The organism is Caballeronia sp. LZ019 (assembly GCF_031450825.1).
Taxonomy (GTDB): Bacteria; Pseudomonadota; Gammaproteobacteria; order Burkholderiales; family Burkholderiaceae; genus Caballeronia.
Window position 1 is genome coordinate 521530 of record NZ_JARTVZ010000002.1, and the last position, 20644, is coordinate 542173.

The following is a 20644-nucleotide window of genomic DNA, read 5'->3' on the forward strand; positions in this document are numbered from 1 at the left end:
CTCGCTTATCGCGGATCGCTCACCGTCTGATTCAGCGTCTGCCCCGCGATCACCGTGTTCACGAGCTTGATGTCGTGCACGTTGTACGCATAGATCGGTCCGGGCGATGTCGCTGTCGCCGGGCCTGCGGCAGCCGGCGTGCCGAAGTCGCAATTGGTGATGGTCACGCCGGTGATCGCGGGAATCGCGGGCGTGGGCGCCGGGCCGTTGTAGTCGAACGCGACCGGACCTTGCGCGACGATCGCCTGAAAGCACGATGCGGTCTTGCCGTTCAGCGTCACGTTGCTGGCCTTCACGTTCGAGATGTTGACGTTCTGCACGAGCGCCGGCCGCGTGCGGATCGCGTCCTTGGACGGCTGATAGTCGCAATCGAATGTGATGATCCCGCCTTGCGCCGCCGATGGATTCGCCGCGGTCGCCGTCACCACGCCGAGCGGTACCGTCGAATTGATCGGACTGCCCGCGAGCAGGCTGCTGCCATAGCCGGAAGGCGTCAGGCTCACGCCGTTCGGCAAGGTCACGTTGTCGACATAGAAGTCCTTCACGAAGCCGCCGCGATTCATGTTCGTCTTGACGCGGATCGCGATGTTGAGCGAGTTCGTCGCCCAGAACTGGTTGAGCATCTGCAGATTGCGCGCATAAATGCGCTGCACGCCGCCGCCCATCTCGCTGCCGAGCGTGATGCCGCCGTGGCCGCTATTCATCGTGCAGTTCTGGATCACGTGGTTTTGCGCGGGTCCGTATTGCGTGTCGAGGTCCTTGCCCGACTTGATCGCGATGCAGTCGTCGCCCGTGTTGAAGGTGACGTTCTCGCACAAGACCATGTCGCAGGCGTCCGGGTCGAAGCCGTCGTTGTTCGGGCCGATGCTGTCGACCGTCACGTTGCGGATCACGACGTTGCTGCAGTCGGTCGGATGATGCTGCCAGAACGGCGTGTTGATCGTGCGATAGCCTTCCATCAGCACGTTGGTGCAGCCGATGAATTCGATCATGCAGGGCCGCAGATAGTGCCCGATGCCGAAGATGCGCTTCTCGATCGCGACGCCCGCTTCGGACAGCGCGGGCAGATAGTTCTGATCCTGCTGCCACGGCGTCGCCGGGTCGGTGAGCCTCGCGTAGAGCGATTCGGCGATGCCGGGCGCCGCCGTCTTCAGATCGACGTTATTCGGATTGATATAGGCTTGCGACGGCGTTCAACGACCCGGCGAAGCCGTACGCGCCGCTGTTGCCCTTCCATGTCCACCAGCAGGTAGCGGTATTGCCGCTGCCGGCGAACGGCGTCATCGCCTGGCCGTTGAGCACGGAGGTATTGCCTTCGCCGGTGATCGCAATGTTCGTCTGATTGCGCGCGTAGACCGGCGGGCCGTAATTCAGGCAATCGTTTGCCTGCCAGCGGCTATAGAACAGCTTGCCGTTCGCGCCGCAGTCGATGGGGCCGTCTTTCGCAAAGTCGGCCGGGTTCTGGCTGAAGAAGATCTCGCAGTTCGCGCTCAAGTGGAAATCGACATTCGAGAGCAGGACGATCGGCCCCGCGCAATACCAGTTGCCCGCCGGCACGACGACGCGTCCGCCGCCCGCCGCATTGCAGGCCGTGATGGCCGCGAGGAATGCGGGACGGGAATCGAAGGAGCCGGGCGCGTGCGTCTGGTCCGCGCCGGTGCTGAGCGGCGACTTAGACGCATCGGTGTAGGGGTTCGTCGCCGCGACGACCGCGCAGGGCTTCGCGCCGTAGTCGGTGACGAGGAACTGGCGGCCCGGCACCATCGATGTCGACACGTTCTTCAGTGCGTTGACGATCTGCGTCGCGGAACCGGACGGGCCCCAGATCGGATCGGCGGCCGTGGCGGGCGTGCCGGAATCGTCGTGACCGCCGCCACAGCCAGCGAGGATTCCCAGGCCGCCGAGACCGCCGACGAGCGGCGCGCTCGCCGACACGCCGGCGAATTTGAGGATGCTGCGGCGTCGGGGAGAAATGAGAGTGGTGGTGCGGTCCTTCATGCGTGTCTCCGTTCCGGTGTTGCCGGATATGTAGTGGGGAATTCAGACGACGTCGTACGACAAGCTTCGTGTTTAGCCGGCTTTGAAGAAACCGTTTACCTCACGGGACGATACCGGTCGCTTCCGGCAAGCGTCAAGACTCCGCCTATGGACGCGGACTCAGGACATACCCCAACCCTCATACGATGTCAGCCTTCCGTAGGTTCAGCCGGTTAAACGTCTAACTCGCGGCGGACCTAGAATGAACACGTCTCGCGCGCCCCCGAAGGAGCCGTCATGCCCCATTTCGATCGCCATGCCGGAACGCCGGTGCTGAACATCGCCTATGCCGAAACCGGCCCCGTCGATGGTCCCGCCGTCATCCTGCTGCACGGGTGGCCGGACGCGGCGCGCGCTTGGACGGCGGTCGCGGCACGGCTGAACGGCGCGGGCTTTCGCACCGTCGTGCCGGAGTTGCGCGGCGCGGGCGGCACGCGGTTTCTTCGCGACGACACCGTGCGCGACGGCTCAGGCGTCGCGCTCGCGAAAGACGCCGTCGATCTCGCGGATGCGCTCGGCATCGCGCGGTTCGATATCGTCGGTCACGACTGGGGCGCGCGCGCCGCGTATACGGTCGCCGCGCTGTTCCCCGAACGCGTGCGGCGCATGGCGGCGATCGCGCTGGCGTTTCAGCCGCGCGGCGAATTCGCGTTGCCGCCGGACTTCGCTCAGGCGCGGCGCTTCTGGTATCAGTGGTTCATGTCGCTCGATGCCGGGCCCGCCGCCGTGGCCGCCGATCCGAAAGGCTTCGCGCGCATTCAATGGGACACGTGGTCGCCGCCCGGCTGGTTCGATGAAACCGAGTTCGCCGCCACCGCGCGTGCCTTCGACAATCCCGACTGGGTCGCGGTCACGCTCAATGCCTATCGGCGGCGCTGGCGCAGCGATGAGCCATCGGATGCGACGCTCGCGCCGCTGTACGCGCGCCTTCGCGGAATCGGGCGTATTGATGTGCCCGCGCTGATGATCCAGGGCGGCGCCGATACGTGCGACGACCCTGCGATGTCCGAGGGACAGGACGCGTGCTTCACGGCGGGCTACCGGCGCGTCGTGATCGACGGCGCGGGGCATTTTCCGCCGCGCGAAGCCCCCGAAGCGGTCGCGGATGCCCTCATCGCGCATCTGCGCTAGCGGCGACCGGGCGAGCTACTTGCACAGGCACAACCGCACACTTCTGGCGCGTCTGGCGACACATACTGTATAGGTGTACAGTACTGTTCGCTGCGGCAGGCGCGCGCTGCCGAACACTTCTGCGCGCCGCCCACGGCTGTTGACCGACGCGCGAGAGCCGTCCATCACCTTGAACCGGTTGAAAAATTGGCATCGAACAACGCAATCCGCATCCGCGGCGCCCGTCAACATAACCTCAAGAATCTCGATCTCGACCTGCACACCGGCCAGATGACCGTCGTCACGGGGCCGTCCGGCTCCGGCAAGTCGAGTCTCGTCTTCGACACGCTCTATGCCGAAGGCCAGCGCCGCTACGTCGAGACGTTCAGCGCCTATGCGCGCCAGTTTCTCGACCGCATGGACCGCCCGCAGGTGGATCGCGTGGACGGGGTGCCGCCCGCGATCGCCATCGACCAGACCAATCCGGTGCGCAGCTCGCGCTCCACCGTCGGCACGATGACCGAGCTGAACGATCACCTGAAGCTGTTCTACGCGCGCGCCGCCGAACTGTTCGACAGGAAGACCGCGCACCGCGTGCGGCATGACACGCCCGAGACGATCTACGCGGAATTGCTCGACCGCACGCGCGCCGGCGATCCGCGCCTCGCGATCACGTTCCCCGTCGAACTGCCCGACGCCACGAGCGACGACGAGGTCGCGCAATGGCTGTCCGCGAGCGGCTACACGCGGGTGCAGGCCAAGCGCCACGTGCAAACGGATGCAGGCGCGCGGCAGGTGCTCGATGTCGTCGCTGACCGCTTCCGCCTCCAGAACACGGAGCGCTCGCGTGCGCTGGAGGCCATCGAAGGCGCATTGCTGCGCGGCACCGGACGCGTGAACGTGTACGTGCTGAAGGAGGAAGGCGAGCCGGACATCTGGCGCTTCTCCACCGGCCTGCACAGCCCGGAAAGCGACCTGCGCTATGCCGACCCTCAACCGGCGCTGTTCTCGTTCAACTCGGCGTATGGCGCGTGCGAAACGTGCCGCGGCTTCGGCCGCGTGATCGGCGTCGACTACGGCCTCGTCATTCCGGACGAAAGAAAGACGCTGCGCGAAGGCGCGGTCAAGACGCTGCAGACGCCCGCGTGGAAAGAGAATCAGGACGACCTCGTGAAATACGGCGCGAAGGCCGGCATTCGCCTCGGCGTGCCGTGGAGCGAGCTGACGCAGAAAGAACGCGACTGGGTCATCAAGGGTTCGCCCGACTGGACCGGCAAGTGGCAGAGCCAGTGGTACGGCGTGCAGCGCTTCTTCGACTATCTGGAGTCGAAGGCCTACAAGATGCACATTCGCGTGCTGCTGTCGAAATACCGCAGCTATACGACATGTCCCGCGTGCGCGGGCGCCCGGCTCAAGACGGAATCGCTGTTGTGGCGTCTCGGCACGAAGGAACAGGCCGATGCCGTCCTCGCGCCCGCCGGCCGCTTCTTGCCGACCGGCGTCGACTGGACGCGCGATCAGCTCGAAGCGCTGCCCGGCCTCACCGTGCACGATCTGATGCTGATGCCGATCGACCGCATCCGCCGTTTCTTCGATTCGCTGACGCTGCCCTCGACGCTGCTCGACGAAGCGCTGAAGCTGCTGCACGCGGAAGTCCGCACGCGCCTCAAGTATCTCTGTGATGTCGGCCTCGGCTATCTCACGCTCGATCGCCAGAGCCGCACGCTGTCGGGCGGCGAAGTGCAGCGCATCAACCTGACGACCGCGCTCGGCACGTCGCTCGTGAACACGCTGTTCGTGCTCGACGAGCCGAGCATCGGGCTGCATCCGCGCGATCTGAACCGCATCGTCGAGGCCATGCATCGGCTGCGCGATGCGGGCAATACGCTCGTCGTCGTGGAGCACGATCCGTCGGTGATGCTCGCCGCCGATCGTCTCATCGACATGGGGCCGGGGCCGGGCGAGCGCGGCGGGCAGATCGTCTACGACGGCACGCCCGACGACATTCAATCGGGCGACACGCTCACCGGCGCGTATCTTGGCGGCCGCAAGCAGGTCGCGCATGCGGCGAACTGGACGCGCCGCGTGGTCGATGCGAACACGCCGCGCCTCGTGCTCGAAGGCGCGAGCGATCACAACCTGCGCGACGTGACGGTCGAGATTCCGTTGCAGCGTCTCGTCTGCGTGACGGGCGTGTCCGGTTCGGGAAAGTCGACGCTGATTCAGGACGTGCTTGCGCCCGCATTGATGCGCCATTTCGGCAAGGCGACGGAAGCGCCCGGCGCGTTCCGTGGGCTGAAGGGCGCGGAGCAACTGGACGACGTGGTATTCGTCGATCAGTCGCCGATTGGCCGGACGGCGCGCTCGAATCCGGCAAGCTACGTCGGCGCGTTCGATGAAATCCGCAAGCTGTTCGCAAAAGCGCCGCTCGCCGCGCAGCGCGGTTATGGCGCGAGCATGTTCAGCTTCAATTCGGGCGATGGCCGTTGCCCGACATGCGGCGGCTCGGGCTTCGAGCACGTCGAAATGCAGTTCCTGAGCGACGTCTATCTTCGCTGCCCGGATTGCGACGGCCGGCGTTATCGCGCGGAAATTCTCGATGTGAAGATCGAGCGTGGCGGCCGTGAACTGAGCATCGCCGATGTGCTGGAACTGACGGTCAGCGAAGCGGTCTCCCTATTTGCTTCGGATGGCGAAGTATTGCGCGTGCTGCAGCCCATCGTCGATGTGGGCCTCGAATACGTGAAGCTCGGCCAGCCGGTGCCGACGCTATCGGGCGGCGAAGCGCAGCGCCTGAAGCTCGCGGGCTATCTGGCGGAGACGGCATCGCCCAGTCAGAAAGACCGGCTTTTCATGTTCGACGAGCCGACCACCGGCCTTCACTTCGACGACATCGCCAAGCTGATGCAGGCGTTGCGACGTCTGCTGGAACGCGGCCATTCGCTGATCGTCATCGAACACAATCTCGACGTGATCCGCGCGGCGGACTGGATCATCGATCTCGGTCCGGAAGGCGGCGATGGCGGCGGGCAAGTGGTCTGCGTCGGCACGCCGGACGATGTCGCCGCGTGCGAAGCGTCGCATACGGGCCGCGCGCTGCTCGACTACGAGGAAGCCATGCAGCCCGGCGCGGCGGAAAAGCGCGCGGGCGTGCCGCTGCAACTCGCGGCCGAAGTGGCGAGCGCGCGGCGCGCGCTGCAGGGCGAGGACGTGGTGCGTATCGTCAATGCACGCGAGCACAACCTCAAATCGCTCGATGTCGACATTCCGCACAACAAGTTCAACGTCGTGACCGGCGTGTCCGGCTCGGGCAAGTCGACGCTCGCGTTCGATATCCTCTTCCACGAAGGCCAGCGCCGGTATCTGGAATCGCTGAACGCGTATGCCCGCTCCATCGTGCAGCCGGCGGGCCGGCCCGAGGTCGACGCCGTCTACGGCATTCCGCCGACCGTCGCGATCGAGCAGCGCCTGTCGCGCGGCGGACGCAAGAGCACGGTCGCGACGACATCGGAAGTCTGGCACTTCCTGCGGCTGCTTTATGTGAAGCTCGGCATCCAGCATTGCGTGAACGACGGCACGCCGGTGCAGGCGCAAAGCTCGGAGTCCATCGCGGCGCAGATTCTTCGCGATTTCAAGGGGCAGCATGTCGGGCTGCTCGCGCCGCTCGTCGTGAATCGCAAGGGCGTCTATACCGATCTCGCGAAGTGGGCGAAGGCGCGCGGCAATACGCACCTGCGCGTGGACGGCGAGTTTCACGCGGTCGATCCGTGGCCCAAGCTCGACCGCTTCCGCGAGCATACGATCGAACTGCCGGTGGCGGACCTCGTCGTATCGGCGGATAACGAGGCGGAACTGCGGCGCGTGCTCGACGACGCGCTGGAAGTCGGCAAGGGGGTGATGCATCTTTGCGCGCCGCTCGACGAGCTGCACGGCGCGTTGTCGAACGGCAAGCGGCGCGGCAGCGAAGAGACCATCGTGTTCTCGACGAAACGCGCCTGTCCCACTTGCGGCACGAGCTATCCAGAACTCGACCCGCGCATGTTCTCGTACAACAGCAAGCACGGCTGGTGCAACACGTGCGTCGGCACCGGCGTGAAGCTCACACGCGAGCAGCGCGCCGCTTTCGACGATACCGTCTTCGCGCAGGACGATCGCGGCCGTGAGCAGAGCATCGGCTCGGTGGATCAGGAACCGGACGATATCGTCGATCAGCCCTGCGCCGAATGCGAAGGCACGCGCCTGAACGATGTCGCGCGCGCCGTCACGTTCGGCAACTATCCGATCACCGAAGTCGGACGCTGGACCGTGACCGATACCCGCGAATGGATCGCGTCGCTGAAGCTCGCGGGCCGCGAGGCGGATATCGCGCGCGATGTCATCAGCGAGATCGAAGGGCGTCTGCAGTTTCTCGAAGAAGTCGGTCTCGGCTATCTGAGCCTGGATCGCGCCGCGCCTACGCTCTCGGGCGGCGAAGCGCAGCGCATTCGACTGGCCGCGCAGCTGGGCAGCAATCTGCAGGGCGTGTGCTACGTGCTCGACGAACCGACCATCGGCCTGCATCCGCGTGACAATCTCATTCTGCTGAGCGCATTGAAGAAGCTCAACGACAAGGGCAATACGCTCGTCGTCGTCGAGCACGACGAGGACACCATTCGCCGCGCGGATCACATCATCGATATCGGGCCGGGCGCGGGCAAGCGCGGCGGCACGGTCGTCGCCCAGGGCAGCGTGACGGACCTCGCGGCGCACAAGGCGTCGCTCACCGGGCAGATGCTGGCGAACCCGATCGTGCATCCACTGCAGCCGCGCCGCGATGTGCGGACGGCGGCGGGCAAGCGTCCCGCCGTGCCGGAGCAATGGCTCACGGTCGAGAACGCGACGCTGCACAACCTGCGCAACGTGACGGCGAGCGTGCCGCTGAACCGGCTCGTCGCGATCACGGGCGTCTCGGGTTCCGGCAAGTCGACGCTCGCGCGCGACGTGCTGATGACCAACCTGCTCGATGCCGTCGGCCGCTCGGCGCTGTCGTCGCCAGCTGAACGGCGTGCGCGCAAGACCGCGCAGGCGGCGGAAGGCAGGCCCGCCGCGAAGTCGCGCTCGAGCGTGCTCGCGCGGGAGGCGCCGCGTCCGAAGTTCGATGTCGTCCACGCATGGCAGGGCTGCGCGGGCATCACCGGCTTCGAGGCGATCGATCGCGTGCTCGAAGTGGATCAGACGCCGATCGGCAAGACGCCGCGTTCGTGCCCGGCGACGTATATCGGCATGTGGGACACCATCCGCAAGCTGTTCGCGGATACGCTCGAAGCCCGCGCGCGCGGCTACACGCCGTCGCGCTTCTCGTTCAATACGGGCGACGGCCGCTGTCCCGCCTGCGAAGGCCAGGGCGTTCGCACCATCGCGATGAACTTCCTGCCGGACGTCAAGGTGCCGTGCGACGTGTGCCACGGCCAGCGCTTCAATCCCGAAACGCTCGCGGTGACGTGGCGCGGCAAGAACATCGGCGAAGTGCTGACGATGGAAATCGACGAGGCGGTCGAATTCTTTGCCTCGATGCCGGGCATCGGGCGTCCGCTGCAACTGATGAAGGACGTGGGCCTCGGCTATCTGACGCTCGGCCAGCCGTCGCCGACGCTTTCGGGCGGCGAGGCGCAGCGCATCAAGCTCGTCACCGAGTTGTCGAAGGTGCGCGACGACATCACGCGGCGCGGCCAGAAGCCGCCGCACACGCTCTACGTGCTCGACGAACCGACCGTCGGCCTGCACATGGCGGACGTCGCGAAGCTGATTCGCGTGCTGCATCGGCTGGTGGATGGCGGGCATAGCGTGATCGTCATCGAACACGATCTCGATGTGATCGCGGAAGCCGACTGGGTGCTCGACCTCGGGCCGGAGGGCGGCGTGAACGGCGGAACCATCGTCGCGGCGGCGGACCCGGAGACGCTCGCGAGCCATCCGCGCAGTCATACGGGCACCGCCTTGCGGCCGGTGCTCGGGCGCACGCATCGCGCGGAAGACGCGGCGTGAAGGAACTCGACGCGCCCGTTTCGTCGATGCAGCCGGGCGTGTTCGGGTTCGCGTCGTTGTCTCACGATGCGACGTTTCGGGAACGCGAAGGCTCGATGGTCGTGATGCAAGAAGGCATTGCGCCGCTGTCTTGCGCGGGCTTGGCTCACGCCGGCCAAGTATTGAGGGCCGGACGCTGTTGGGCTGACCGCCGCGTTCGCGCGCTCCCGGCGATGCGGGCATCGATAGCAAGGTGATCGCGGCGGCGCATCGCGGTCACACTTTCGCTCCCGCCGATGAAGCCGCCCGCGCCATGCGCGCCCTGTTGGCGCTACGGCAGCGGCATTGATATGCTGGCGGCCTTTCCACCACCCATGATGACGACTCGATGGACACGCAGGATAAAGCCCTGGCCCTGAAACGAATGAAGTGGTTCGCCGCCGGCTTGCTGGTCGCGGCGGGCGGGTTGTTCGCGCTCGCCAAGAGCCAGCACGACGCGGGCGCGTGGGCGTGGGTATCGGCGTTCGCGGAAGCCGCGATGGTCGGCGCGCTCGCGGACTGGTTCGCCGTCGTGGCGCTGTTCCGCCATCCGCTCGGCGTGCCGGTCCCGCACACGGCGATTTTGCCCGCGAACAAGGCGCGCGTCGCCGACAACCTCGCCGTCTTCGTGCGCGACCGCTTCCTCGGCACCGATGCGCTCGTCGCCCGCGTGAACGCCTTCGACCCGGCGAGCCGTCTCTCGGCATGGCTCGCGGAGCCGAGGAACGCCGAGCTGCTCGGCAGGAAAGCGGTCACGGCGGTCGGCCAGTTGCTGTCTTTCGTCGACGACGAGCGCGTCAAGTCGATGCTTCACGAAGCCATCCGCCGCCGCGCCGAAGCGTTCGATCTGTCCGCCGCGGCGGGCAACCTGCTGTCCACGCTGACCGCGGACCGCCGTCATCAGTTGCTGCTGGACGAGGGCCTGAAGCAGATGGCCGCGTGGCTCGACAAGCCCGAAGTGCAGGAGATGCTGGCGACGCGCATCGTCGCGGTGGCGGGTGAGGAGTATCCGAAGCTCATCGGCATGCTCGGTTTCGTCGGGCTGGACGCCGCCGACCTCGGCAACAAGTTCGCGGCGGGCCTCGTGCGCGGCGCGAACCAATGGCTGCACGACGTCACGAGCGACCCCGAGCACGAGCGCCGCAAAGCGTTCGACGCCGCCGTGGAGCGCTTCGTCGAGCGCCTGAAGTCCGACCCCGCGTTCAAGGCGCGCATCGACCTGCACAAGCGCGAGTGGCTGGATCGGCCGGAGTTGCGCGGTTATGTCGACGGACTGTGGAACGAATTCACGACTTGGCTGGGCGCCGACCTGCAACGCCCCGACTCCGCGCTGCACGCGAAAGTGGTGCAGGTCGCGTCGGGCTTCGCCCAGTCGCTGGGCGGCGATCCCCTGCTTCGCGAGTCCATCAACGAACACATGCGCGATGCGTTGAAGGCGCTCGCGCCCGAGCTGCGCGAAGGCATCGCGAAGCACATTGCCGCGACCGTCAAGCAATGGGACGACGCGACGCTCGTACGCGATGTCGAACTCAACATCGGGCGCGACCTGCAATTCATCCGCGTGAACGGCACGCTCGTGGGCGGCGCGGTAGGCGTGCTCATCCACGCCGTGGCGTTGCTTGCCGCCTGATTACTGCCGCTCGACGATCACGCTTCCCGCGCCATGCGGCGACGTGTGAGCGCTGCCGTTGATCGTAACGTTCAGGCCCGCCATCAGCGCCGCGGTGAGAAGTTCGCCGCGCGCCGGCTCGGTGTGCGCGAGCGGCGGCACGCACCATTCGTTGCCATCGGGCGTCTGAAGCACGTAGACCGCGCCCGCGCCCAGCAGGTCGGAGTCGATCATGCGGACGATGTTGCCGGTTTCGCGGGTCGCGAAGCGCGTCGTGCCGCAGCGAAACGTCGGGCTGCCCGCGCGAGGCAGGCCGACCGCGACGCCGGTGATCGCCGAATCGTCGTCGGCGGAGATGCTGACCGGCAGGCTTCTCGCGAGCGCGGATATCAGCATTCCGTGCCGGCTCGGATGATCCACCGTGTTCATCTTCGCGCAGTAGTGAGCGCCGTCGGCGGTGCGCAGGACATAGCGGATGTCCTCCAGCGAATCGGAATCGATGATCCGCACGAGCATCCCGCTGCGCGTGTCCGTCAGCTTCGCCCCGAAGGGCACCAGCGACGGCGCGGCGGGCGCCGACAACGCACCGACCGCGATGCCGGTGACGTAATGGTCCTGATTCCCGTTGACCGTGACCGGCAGGCCCGTCCGGAGTGCGAGCAACAGCAGGTTGTTCCTGTTCGCATGCTCCTGCCGGTCGATCTGCGCGTGGTACCGCGTGCCGTCCGGCGTCTTGACCATCACGATCAGCGTGTCGGACACTTCCTTGTCCATGATTTCGTCGATGACGCCCGAGCGCGGCGTGCTCGAGATGAAGGCGGGCGCGGCGCTGAGATGCGGCCCGAACGCCTTCGACCCGACCGACAGCGCCGTAAGGTAATAGTCGGCGTCGCCTGCCACGGTGACCGGCAGACTCGCCCGGAACGCCGCCATCAGCAACGCGTTGCGGTAGCCGTCCTCGCATGGGCGGATCTGCGCGCAGTGATACGTGCCGTCCCCGCTGCGGACGATGTACGCCATGGTCGCGAGCGTATCGGCGTCTTCGACCTGAACGATGGTCCCCGTCCTGACGTCCTCGAGCAGACGCCAGGTCGCGCCGATTGATGGAAGCCGGGGCGCGCCGGGCAGTGCGGCGGAAATATCGGTGATTTTGTGGCTCGTGTCGCCGGTCATCGTGACGGAAAGTCCGGATTCGAATGCCATCAACAAAGCGGAATTACGATCCGGGTATTCCCGATAATCCAATTGCGCGCAATAATGCGATCCGCCCTCGGTTCTAAGCACATATATAAAATGATCGGGCGATACGGACTGAATAACGCGGATTATGATTCCGATTCGGCAATCTGTAAGGAAGTAATCCGCGGATGCCTGCGATGGCATACTCGTTCTGGGCTTTATTCTCATCGTGCTCGACTTCGGTGCTGCAGCGGTTCGGGATTGGCGACCGTGCCAGAGCCACGCTGGGCACGCTCTTCGTCGACCCCTCGACTAGCACGGCCAGTGGATTATATTTAAACGGCTATCTTTCGGATATGCGTTCAAAAAAATATGCGCCGTCGGATGCGGGCGATTGGTTATTCCTTGATTGAAAGCAATCTCGGGAAAATATAAGAAATTTCTTATTCGAAAAGAGTAAGGGTGATTATTGAAGTGGAGTGCGCGGGAATCGTTTGCTGTTGGTTATCGCCATTAGCGCGCTTTCGGGGCAGTGGCGGTCATGCAGACACGCCGCAGCCGCGCGAGAATGCGACTTCGTGCGCGCCGCGCAACCCGTCTGCGATCTGCCATGCCGAATACGAACATCGAACTGATCGAGCGCTTCTACCGCGCCTTCGGAAACGTCGACGCCGACGCGATGGCCGCCTGCTACGCGCCCGACGTCCGCTTCGAGGACCCCGCCTTCGGCGTGCTGTTCGGGCGCGAAGCGGGCGACATGTGGCGGATGCTGCTGCACCGGGCGCGTGACTTCGCGCTGACCGTCGACGGCATCGAGTCGATCGGGCAGACCGCGAGCGCGAATGCCGTCGTGCGCTATACCTACTCGGCGACGGGGCGGCCGGTCGTCAACCACATCCGCACGCGCTTCACGATCCGCGACGGGCTCATCTTCGAACAGACCGATGCCTTCGATCTGTGGCGCTGGAGCCGTCAGGCGCTGGGGCCTGCCGGATGGTGCTTCGGCTGGACGCCGCGCATGCAGCAGGCCATCCGACGCAAGGCCCGCCGCGCGCTCGCCGACTATCGCAAGGAGGCGGCGGCATGACCATCGATCCGGCGCGTTTCGAAGACGAATGGCTCGAGGCCGATGCGCATGGCGGCTTCGCGTCGGGGACAGTGGGCACGACGCGCACACGTCGTTATCACGCGCTGCTGCTCACCGCGACGCAACCGCCCGCAGGCCGCGTCGTGCTGGTCAACGGCGTGGAGGCCTGGCTCGATGTTCAACGGCGCACGCGTTCCGCTGACGATGCAGCGTTACGCGCCCGACGTGCTGTACCCGGACGCATCGGCGCAACTCGATGCCTTCGATATATCGCCGTGGCCGACGTGGCGTTATCGCATCGGCGAAAACGTGGTGGCCGTCGCGGAGGCGTTCGTCGCGAAGGAGAGCGGCGAGACCGTGCTGCGCTGGCGTCTCGAAGGCGCGCCGACGCAGGCGGCCCTGCACGTGCGCCCGCTGATCTCCGGCCGGGATTATCACGCGCTGCATCGCGAGAACGCGTCGTTCGACTTCGATGCGAGCGTCGACGGCGAGCGCGTGCACTGGCGGCCCTACGGCGCGCTGCCGGCCATCGGCGCGACGAGCAACGGTGTCTACGAACATGCGCCGGACTGGTATCGCAACTTCCAGTATGTGCGCGAACGCGAGCGCGGGCTGGATGACATCGAAGACCTCGCGACGCCCGGCGTCTTTCACTTCGATCTTGCTAGCGGCGAAGCGGTACTGATCCTGCACGCCGATACCGGCGACGATCCGCCGCGCGAACGCGATGCCCTCGCGCTTGCATCGCGGCTCGACGCGCGTGAGCGCGAGCGCCGCGCCGCGTTCGGCTCGCGGCTCGCGCGCTCGGCGGATGCCTACGTCGTCGCGCGCAAGCACGGACGCACGATCATCGCGGGCTTCCCTTGGTTCACCGACTGGGGCCGCGATACGTTCATTTCGATGCGCGGCCTGCTGCTCGCTTCGGGACGTCATGAGGATGCCGAATCGATCTTGCTCGAATGGACCGACACGCTGTCGGAAGGCATGCTGCCGAACCGCTTTCCGGACAGCGGCGGCCTGCCCGAATACAACTCGGTCGATGCGTCGCTGTGGTTCGCGATCGCGGTGCATGACTATCTCGCCACCGGCCACGCCCCCGCCGCGACCACGGCCCGCCTGCAACACACCGTCGATGCGATTCTCGAAGGCTATACGCGCGGCACGCGCTTCGACATCGTCGCGGACGGCGACGGCCTGTTGCGCGCTGGCGTCCCCGGCGTGCAGCTCACCTGGATGGACGCGAAAGCGGGCGACTGCGTCGTGACACCGCGCATCGGCAAGCCGGTCGAAGTGCAGGCGCTGTGGATCAATGCGCTGTCGATTGCATCGGCATGGAACGCGCGCTGGCAGCCAATGCGCGATCGCGCGCGGCAAGCGTTCCAGACGCGCTTCGTGGACCCTGCGACACACGCCCTCTACGATGTCGTCGATGCCGATCACGAGCCGGGCAAGCTGGATCGCTCGATCCGTCCGAATCAGATTTTCGCGGTCGGCGGCCTGCCGCATGCCATTGTTGACGGGGAGATCGCGCGCGCAGTAATCGCACAAGTCGAAGCGCATCTCCTGACGCCGCTCGGGCTGCGCACGCTCGCGCCATCGGACCCCGCGTACCGGTCGCGTTATGCGGGCGGCCTGATGGATCGCGATGGCGCGTATCACCAGGGCACCGTATGGCCCTGGCTCATGGGCCCGTTCGTCGAGGCATGGCTGCGCGTGCACGGCGCGGCGGGCGTGCGCGAGCGCTTTCTTGCGCCGCTTCATGCGCATCTCGATCAGTACGGCATCGGTCATGTCAGCGAAGTGGCGGACGGCGAAGCGCCGCATACGCCCGGCGGCACGCCGTTTCAGGCGTGGTCGCTCGCGGAGCTGCTGCGCATCGGGAAGCTGATCGACGGCGCGTGATGCATCGTTTGTGCGGGCGATCGTGGAATCGCGTTAAATTTGGCGTCTCTGAAGATCACACCCGCCGCACCGAGGAAATCCCATGCCGAAGCCGCGCACCGTCAATCAGATCCATACCGTCGAAGGCTCGCGGCTGCATGCCGGCGATTGCCCGCGCTGGCAGCGCTGGGGGCCGTATCTGAGCGAACGCCAGTGGGGCACCGTGCGCGAGGACTACAGCGAGTTCGGCACCGCGTGGGAATACTTCCCGCACGATCATGCGAGAAGCCGCGCGTATCGCTGGGGCGAGGACGGCATCGCCGGCTTCGGCGACGACAAGCTCAACTGGTGCATCTCTCTCGCGCTCTGGAACGGGCGCGATCCGATCCTCAAGGAACGCCTTTTCGGCCTCACGAATCAGGAAGGCAATCACGGCGAGGACGTGAAGGAGCTGTACTTCTATCTCGACGGCACGCCGACGCATTCCTACATGCGCATGCTGTACAAGTATCCGCACGCGGCGTTTCCGTATGCCGATCTCGTCGATGAGAACGCGCGGCGCGGCGCGGACATGCCCGAGTACGAAGTTCTCGACACCGGCGCCTTCGACGACGGACGCTACTTCGACGTGCAGGTGGAGTACGCGAAGCACACGGAGGACGATATCGTGATGCGCGTGACCGTCGAGAATCGCGCGGACGAGGCCGCCGCCATCGACGTGCTGCCGCAAATCTGGGCGCGCAATACGTGGTCGTGGAAGCCGACTCCGACCAAGCCCTCGCTCACGCTCGAAACGGTGCAAGGCGCGACGTATGTCGCCGCGCGGCATCTGGGCCACGAGCCGATGGTCGTCACCGCATGGTCGCCGCATGCGCCAGGCGTCGAATGGATCTTCTGCGAGAACGAAACCAACGTGAAGCGCCTGTTTCACATGGAGGGCGCAGGGCCGTTCAAGGACGGCTTCAACGACTACCTCGTGCATGGCGATGCAGACGCGATTCGCCGCGACACCGGCACGCGCGCTGCCGCGCGGTTTCATCTGCAGCTCGAAGCGCATGCGAAAGCGACGGTCTATTTGCGCTGGCGTCCCGAATCCGCGCCCGACGTCACGCCGCTCGATGCCGATGCGCTCATCGCGCGGCGCATCGCGGAAGCCGACGAATTTTACGGCGCGCTGCAGCACGATATCGCCGATGCCGATCAGCGGCTCGTGCAGCGGCAGGCGCTCGCGGGCATGCTGTGGTCCAAGCAGTACTACCAGTTCGATGTCACGCGCTGGCTCGACGGCGACCCGCTTCAGCCCAAACCGCCGAAGCAGCGGCGCTTCGGGCGCAACTTCGACTGGCGGCATCTGTGCAACGCGGACATCGTATCGATGCCGGACAAATGGGAGTATCCGTGGTACGCGTCGTGGGACCTCGCGTTCCATGCGGCGGCTTTCGCGCTGATCGATCCCGAGTTCGCCAAGCGCCAGTTGCTGCTGCTCGTGAAGGACCGCTATCAGCATCCGAACGGCCAGTTGCCCGCCTACGAATGGGCTTTCGGCGATGCCAATCCCCCCGTTCATGCCTGGGCGACGTGGCGCGTGTACGAGATCGACCGCGCGATCACGGGCGTGGGCGACCGCGACTTCCTGGAGCTCGTGTTCCACAAGCTGCTGCTCAACTTCTCATGGTGGGTCAACCGCAAGGACGCCGACGACCGCAACATCTTCCAGGGCGGCTTTCTCGGCCTCGATAACGTCGGCATCTTCGATCGCTCGTCGCCGCTGCCGACGGGCGGTCACATCGATCAGGCCGACGGCACCGCGTGGATGGCCGCCTACGCGCTCGACCTGATGCGAATCGCGCTGGAACTGGCGTATGCGAACAAGGTATTCGTCGATATCGCGGTGAAGTTCTTCGAGCACTTCCTGTACATCGCGGAAGCGGTGAGTTGCGAAGACGGTTGCGACACCGGCCTCTGGGACAGCGAGGACGAATTCTTCTACGACAAGCTGCGCCTGCCCGATGGCTCCAGCGTGCCGATGCGCGTGCGCTCGATCGTCGGCCTGATTCCGCTGTTCGCGGTGCACGTGCTCGAGCCGAGCGTGCATCGCGCGCTGCCGGGCCTGCGCGACCGGCTGCACTGGTTTCTGGAGCATCGGCCGGACTTGTCGCGGCTCGTGTCGCGCTGGAACGTCGCGGGGCAGGGCAATAGCGTGCTGCTGTCGCTGTTGCGCGGACATCGCATGAAAGCGCTTCTGAAGCGCATGCTCGACGAGACCGAATTCCTCTCCGATCACGGCGTGCGCGCGCTCTCGCGGGTGCATCTCGACGAGCCGTTCGTCTTCTATCACAACAGCGAGAGCTTCAGCGTGCAGTATCAGCCCGGTGAGTCGACATCGCGCGTATTCGGCGGCAATTCGAACTGGCGCGGGCCGGTGTGGATGCCGGTCAACTATCTGCTGATCGAGTCGATACTGGAATTTCATCGCTATTACGGCGACGATTTCCGCGTCGAGTATCCGACCGGATCGGGACAGAAATTCTCGCTCGCCGAAATCGCCGATGAACTCGCGCGCCGCGTGACCACGCTTTTCCTGCTCGACAAGAACGGCGAGCGGCCCGTGATGGCGGCGTATCCGTTGCTGCAAGCCGATCCGCACTCCCGCGATCTCGTGCTCTTCCACGAGTATTTTCACGGGGACAACGGCCGCGGTGTGGGGGCGTCGCATCAGACGGGATGGACGGGGCTGGTCGCGCTGCTCCTGCAACCCCGCGCGATGGGGCCGTCGGGCGCGGTCCCGCTCGCCGGCGTCGCCGATGCCGAAGTTCAGGAGTTTGCAGGCGCCAAGTAAAGCGCCGCAAATAACCGGCTTTTGCCCGAAAAGCAATCGGTGAACGGCGACTCTATTGTTCGGACAACTCTGATTCCGCTCTCGTCTCCTTCTGCGTATGTTGTGCGGACACAAACTTTCAGCGGTTTGGAGAAGAAAAATGAACGGAACGGCAGACGTCCACGGTCTGGGTCAACACAATGCATTCGCCGCCAGCAGCCTCGGCCGCCGCACGGAGCACGGGGAATCGCCGCCGTTCGGGCTCGTCATGCTGGTGTTCCTCGCGGCAATGGCCGGCGGCGCCTACGTGAGTTGCGCGCTCGACGACATCGCGTTCGGCTGGATTGCGTGCGTCAGCATCCTCGCGGCGCTCGGGGCAACCATCGACCGCCTGTTCTGCGGAACGGCCGCGCTCGAACGTCGCCTCGGTGCGCGGTCGCGGGCGCGTCAGCATGCGCTCGGCAACGCCACGCAGCAATGTAACCTCAGGCGGCAATTCATCGACTGGCGGAACGCAACAACACAGGAATGGACTTCGATGTCGGCGTACCGGCGCCATCCGCAACGGATGCGAGCGGCACCAGCGGATTCGTCTCCGGATAGTACGCGCCAAGGCAGCCGCGCGGAATGTCATACTCGACGAGCGTAAAGCCGTCCACGCGGCGCTCCACGCCGTCGTCCCACACGCTCGTGATATCGACGAGCTCGCCCGGCTCGAAGCCCAGCATGTCGATATCCTCACGGTTGGCGAACAGCACGCGGCGCTGGCCGTACACGCCCCGGTAGCGGTCGTCGAGCCCATAGATCGTCGTGTTGTACTGATCGTGCGAGCGCGTCGTCATCAGCGTCAGAAGCCGCTCGCCGTGCAGCGCACGGGCGCGGTGAATCGGCGTATCCACCGCGATCGCATGCACGATGAACCGCGCCTTGCCGCTCGGCGTCTTCCACACGCGGTCGCGCGCGGCGACGCCCAGATGGAAGCCGCCCGGCGTCTTCAGGCGCTCGTTGTACCGCTCGAATCCGTCGATTACTTTTTCGATGCCGTCGCGTATCAGCGCGTAGTCGTTCGCATGCGCGAGCCAGTTGACCTTCGCGCTGCCGAGCGTCGCGTGCGCCATGCGCGCGACGATGGCCACTTCGCTCAGCAGGTTAGGTGACGCCGGCTTGTTCATGCCGTAGGAGATGTGCACCATGCTCATCGAATCCTCGACGCTCACGCCTTGCGGCACGCCGCTCTGCATATCGATTTCGGTGCGGCCGAGCGTCGGCAGAATGAGCGCGTCGCGTCCGTGGACGAGGTGGCTGCGATTGAGCTTCGTCGTGATGTGCACGGTGAGATCGCACGAGCGCATGGCCTGCCACGTGCGCGGCGTGTCGGGCGTCGCAATCGAGAAATTTCCCCCCAGGCCGATGAACACCTTCACGCGGCCTTCGAGCATCGCATGAATGGTTTCCACGACGTCGTAGCCGTGCTCGCGCGGCGGCTCGAAATCGTAGGCGGCGGCGAGGCGGTCGAGGAACGCCTGGGTCGGCTTTTCCTCGATGCCGACCGTGCGATCCCCCTGCACGTTCGAATGCCCGCGCACCGGGCACAGGCCCGCGCCGCGCCGGCCGATGTTCCCGCGCATCATCATCAGGTTCGAAAGCAACTGGACGGTCGGCACCGAGTTCTTGTGCTGCGTGAGGCCCATGCCCCACGTCGCAATCACGGCGCGGCCGTTCGCGTAGATATCGGCGAGGCGGAGGATCTCGTCCATCGGCACGCCCGATTCGGCGATGACCGTCTCCCAGCTTTCCGCGCGCAGATCGGCGGCGAAGGCGTCGAAGCTGACCGTATGCTGCGCGACGAAATCGACATCGATCACACGCTCGCCGCCCGCGACGCGCGCCGCGTCGTCCAGTTCGATCACGCGTTTCGCGACGCCCTTGATCAGCGCGAAATCGCCGCCGACTTTGGGACGGATGAACACCGAACTGATCTTCACGCCCTTGGGGTTCAGCATGTCGAGCGTGTGCTGCGGGCTGGCGAAGCGTTCTAGCCCGCGCTCCTTGAGCGGATTGATCGAAACGATCGTCGCGCCGCGCTTCGCGCACTCGCGCAACTCGCCGAGCATGCGCGGGTGGTTCGTCGCCGGATTCTGTCCGAAGAGCAGCAGCGTGTCGGCGTGCTCGAAGTCGTCGAGCGTGACGGTGCCCTTGCCGATGCCGACCGTGTGCGGCAGGCCGCGGCTCGTCGCTTCGTGGCACATGTTCGAGCAGTCGGGGAAGTTGTTCGTGCCGACCATCCGCACGAACAACTGATACAGGAACGCGGCCTCGTTGCTGGCGCGCCCCGACGTATAGAACGCGGCGCGGTTCGGATCGTCCAGCTTCTTCAGGTGCGATTCGATCAGTTCGAACGCCGCATCCCACGGGATCGGCACATACCGGTCGCGTGTCGCGTCGTAGACGAGCGGATCGGTCAGGCGGCCGTGCTGCTCCAGTTCGTAGTCCGACTGCGCCATCAGTGACGACACCGTGTGTTTCGCGAAGAATGCCGGCGTCACGCGCTTGGCCGTGGCTTCGGCGGCGACCGCTTTCACGCCGTTCTCGCAGAACTCGAATGTCGATGCATGCTCGCGATCCGGCCACGCGCAGCCGGGGCAATCGAAGCCATCAGGCTGGTTCTGCCTGAAGAGCGTGCGGTAGTTGCCGCCCGACACCTTTTCCTTCACGAGGTTGATGGCGACCTGCTTGAGCGCGCCCCATCCGGCGGCGGGGTGATGATACGGTTCGATGCGCGGTTCGGGCTTCTTCATGACGGTGTCGGACGGCTTGCTGAGACGATGACCCACAGCGTACTGTGTCCCGAAACGAACGCGGCGCACAGAAAACATGAAAT

The 20644-nt window shown here is 65.6% G+C and carries 9 protein-coding genes and 2 pseudogenes; 7 read left to right on the forward strand and 4 right to left on the reverse strand.

Going from position 1 to position 20644, the window contains the following annotated elements; translation table 11 throughout:
- Positions 1 to 5: 5 nt before the first annotated feature.
- Positions 6 to 1998 (reverse strand): annotated as a pseudogene (locus tag P9255_RS05380) (glycoside hydrolase family 28 protein).
- A 276-nt stretch (positions 1999 to 2274) separates the two neighbouring features.
- On the opposite strand from P9255_RS05380, the gene P9255_RS05385 reads away from it, so the two are divergent.
- From P9255_RS05385 to P9255_RS05395, 3 genes are all read left to right on the forward strand, one after another.
- Positions 2275 to 3168 (forward strand): alpha/beta hydrolase, encoded by an 894-nt coding sequence (locus P9255_RS05385; protein WP_309765887.1) that lies wholly within the window; start codon positions 2275 to 2277, stop codon positions 3166 to 3168.
- Between the two features lie 186 nt (positions 3169 to 3354).
- Positions 3355 to 9171 (forward strand): excinuclease ABC subunit UvrA, encoded by a 5817-nt coding sequence (gene uvrA, locus P9255_RS05390; RefSeq protein ID WP_309765888.1) that lies wholly within the window; start codon positions 3355 to 3357, stop codon positions 9169 to 9171.
- Between the two features lie 403 nt (positions 9172 to 9574).
- A complete protein-coding gene (locus P9255_RS05395; protein WP_309765889.1) occupies positions 9575 to 10819 on the forward strand; it encodes a DUF445 domain-containing protein in 1245 nt (414 codons plus the stop codon).
- On the opposite strand, the gene P9255_RS05400 is transcribed toward P9255_RS05395, so the two are convergent.
- Positions 10820 to 12001, reverse strand: coding sequence for a hypothetical protein (locus tag P9255_RS05400; protein ID WP_309789225.1), 1182 nt, complete (start codon positions 11999 to 12001; stop codon positions 10820 to 10822).
- A 173-nt stretch (positions 12002 to 12174) separates the two neighbouring features.
- Here P9255_RS05400 and P9255_RS05405 point away from each other — a divergent pair, with 173 nt between their 5' ends.
- The 4 genes and pseudogenes from P9255_RS05405 (at position 12175) to P9255_RS05420 (ending at position 17784) form a co-directional block, all read left to right on the forward strand.
- Positions 12175 to 12390 carry a hypothetical protein gene (locus tag P9255_RS05405; RefSeq protein WP_309765891.1) on the forward strand — a complete coding sequence of 72 codons (216 nt, stop codon included), beginning with the start codon at positions 12175 to 12177 and terminating at the stop codon, positions 12388 to 12390.
- Between the two features lie 197 nt (positions 12391 to 12587).
- Positions 12588 to 13064, forward strand: coding sequence for a nuclear transport factor 2 family protein (locus P9255_RS05410; RefSeq protein WP_309765892.1), 477 nt, complete (start codon positions 12588 to 12590; stop codon positions 13062 to 13064).
- A pseudogene (locus tag P9255_RS05415) lies at positions 13061 to 14966 on the forward strand (amylo-alpha-1,6-glucosidase). The gene P9255_RS05410 and the pseudogene P9255_RS05415 overlap by 4 nt, the downstream one beginning before the upstream one ends.
- Positions 14967 to 15048: 82 nt before the next feature.
- Positions 15049 to 17784, forward strand: coding sequence for an MGH1-like glycoside hydrolase domain-containing protein (locus tag P9255_RS05420; protein ID WP_309765894.1), 2736 nt, complete (start codon positions 15049 to 15051; stop codon positions 17782 to 17784).
- A gap of 118 nt (positions 17785 to 17902) precedes the next feature.
- Here the strand turns inward: P9255_RS05420 and P9255_RS05425 are convergent, their stop codons facing one another.
- Together P9255_RS05425 and P9255_RS05430 are read right to left on the reverse strand one after the other, a co-directional pair.
- On the reverse strand, positions 17903 to 18217 hold the full coding sequence (locus P9255_RS05425) for a hypothetical protein (protein WP_309765895.1): 315 nt from the start codon (positions 18215 to 18217) through the stop codon (positions 17903 to 17905).
- A 43-nt stretch (positions 18218 to 18260) separates the two neighbouring features.
- Complete coding sequence (locus P9255_RS05430) at positions 18261 to 20561, reverse strand: FdhF/YdeP family oxidoreductase (protein WP_309789226.1); 2301 nt, start codon at positions 20559 to 20561, stop codon at positions 18261 to 18263.
- Positions 20562 to 20644 lie beyond the last annotated feature (83 nt).

What these genes read in the sequence shown, in the direction of transcription:
- P9255_RS05385 (WP_309765887.1), top strand. Translation starts at nt 2,275, where the DNA reads ATGCCCCATTTCGATCGCCATGCCGGAACGCCGGTGCTGAACATCGCC.
- P9255_RS05395 (WP_309765889.1), top strand. Translation starts at nt 9,575, where the DNA reads ATGAAGTGGTTCGCCGCCGGCTTGCTGGTCGCGGCGGGCGGGTTGTTC.
- P9255_RS05400 (WP_309789225.1), bottom strand. Translation starts at nt 12,001, where the DNA reads ATGGCATTCGAATCCGGACTTTCCGTCACGATGACCGGCGACACGAGC.
- P9255_RS05405 (WP_309765891.1), top strand. Translation starts at nt 12,175, where the DNA reads ATGGCATACTCGTTCTGGGCTTTATTCTCATCGTGCTCGACTTCGGTG.
- P9255_RS05410 (WP_309765892.1), top strand. Translation starts at nt 12,588, where the DNA reads ATGCCGAATACGAACATCGAACTGATCGAGCGCTTCTACCGCGCCTTC.
- P9255_RS05420 (WP_309765894.1), top strand. Translation starts at nt 15,049, where the DNA reads ATGCCGAAGCCGCGCACCGTCAATCAGATCCATACCGTCGAAGGCTCG.
- P9255_RS05425 (WP_309765895.1), bottom strand. Translation starts at nt 18,217, where the DNA reads ATGCTGACGCGCCCGCGACCGCGCACCGAGGCGACGTTCGAGCGCGGC.
- P9255_RS05430 (WP_309789226.1), bottom strand. Translation starts at nt 20,561, where the DNA reads ATGAAGAAGCCCGAACCGCGCATCGAACCGTATCATCACCCCGCCGCC.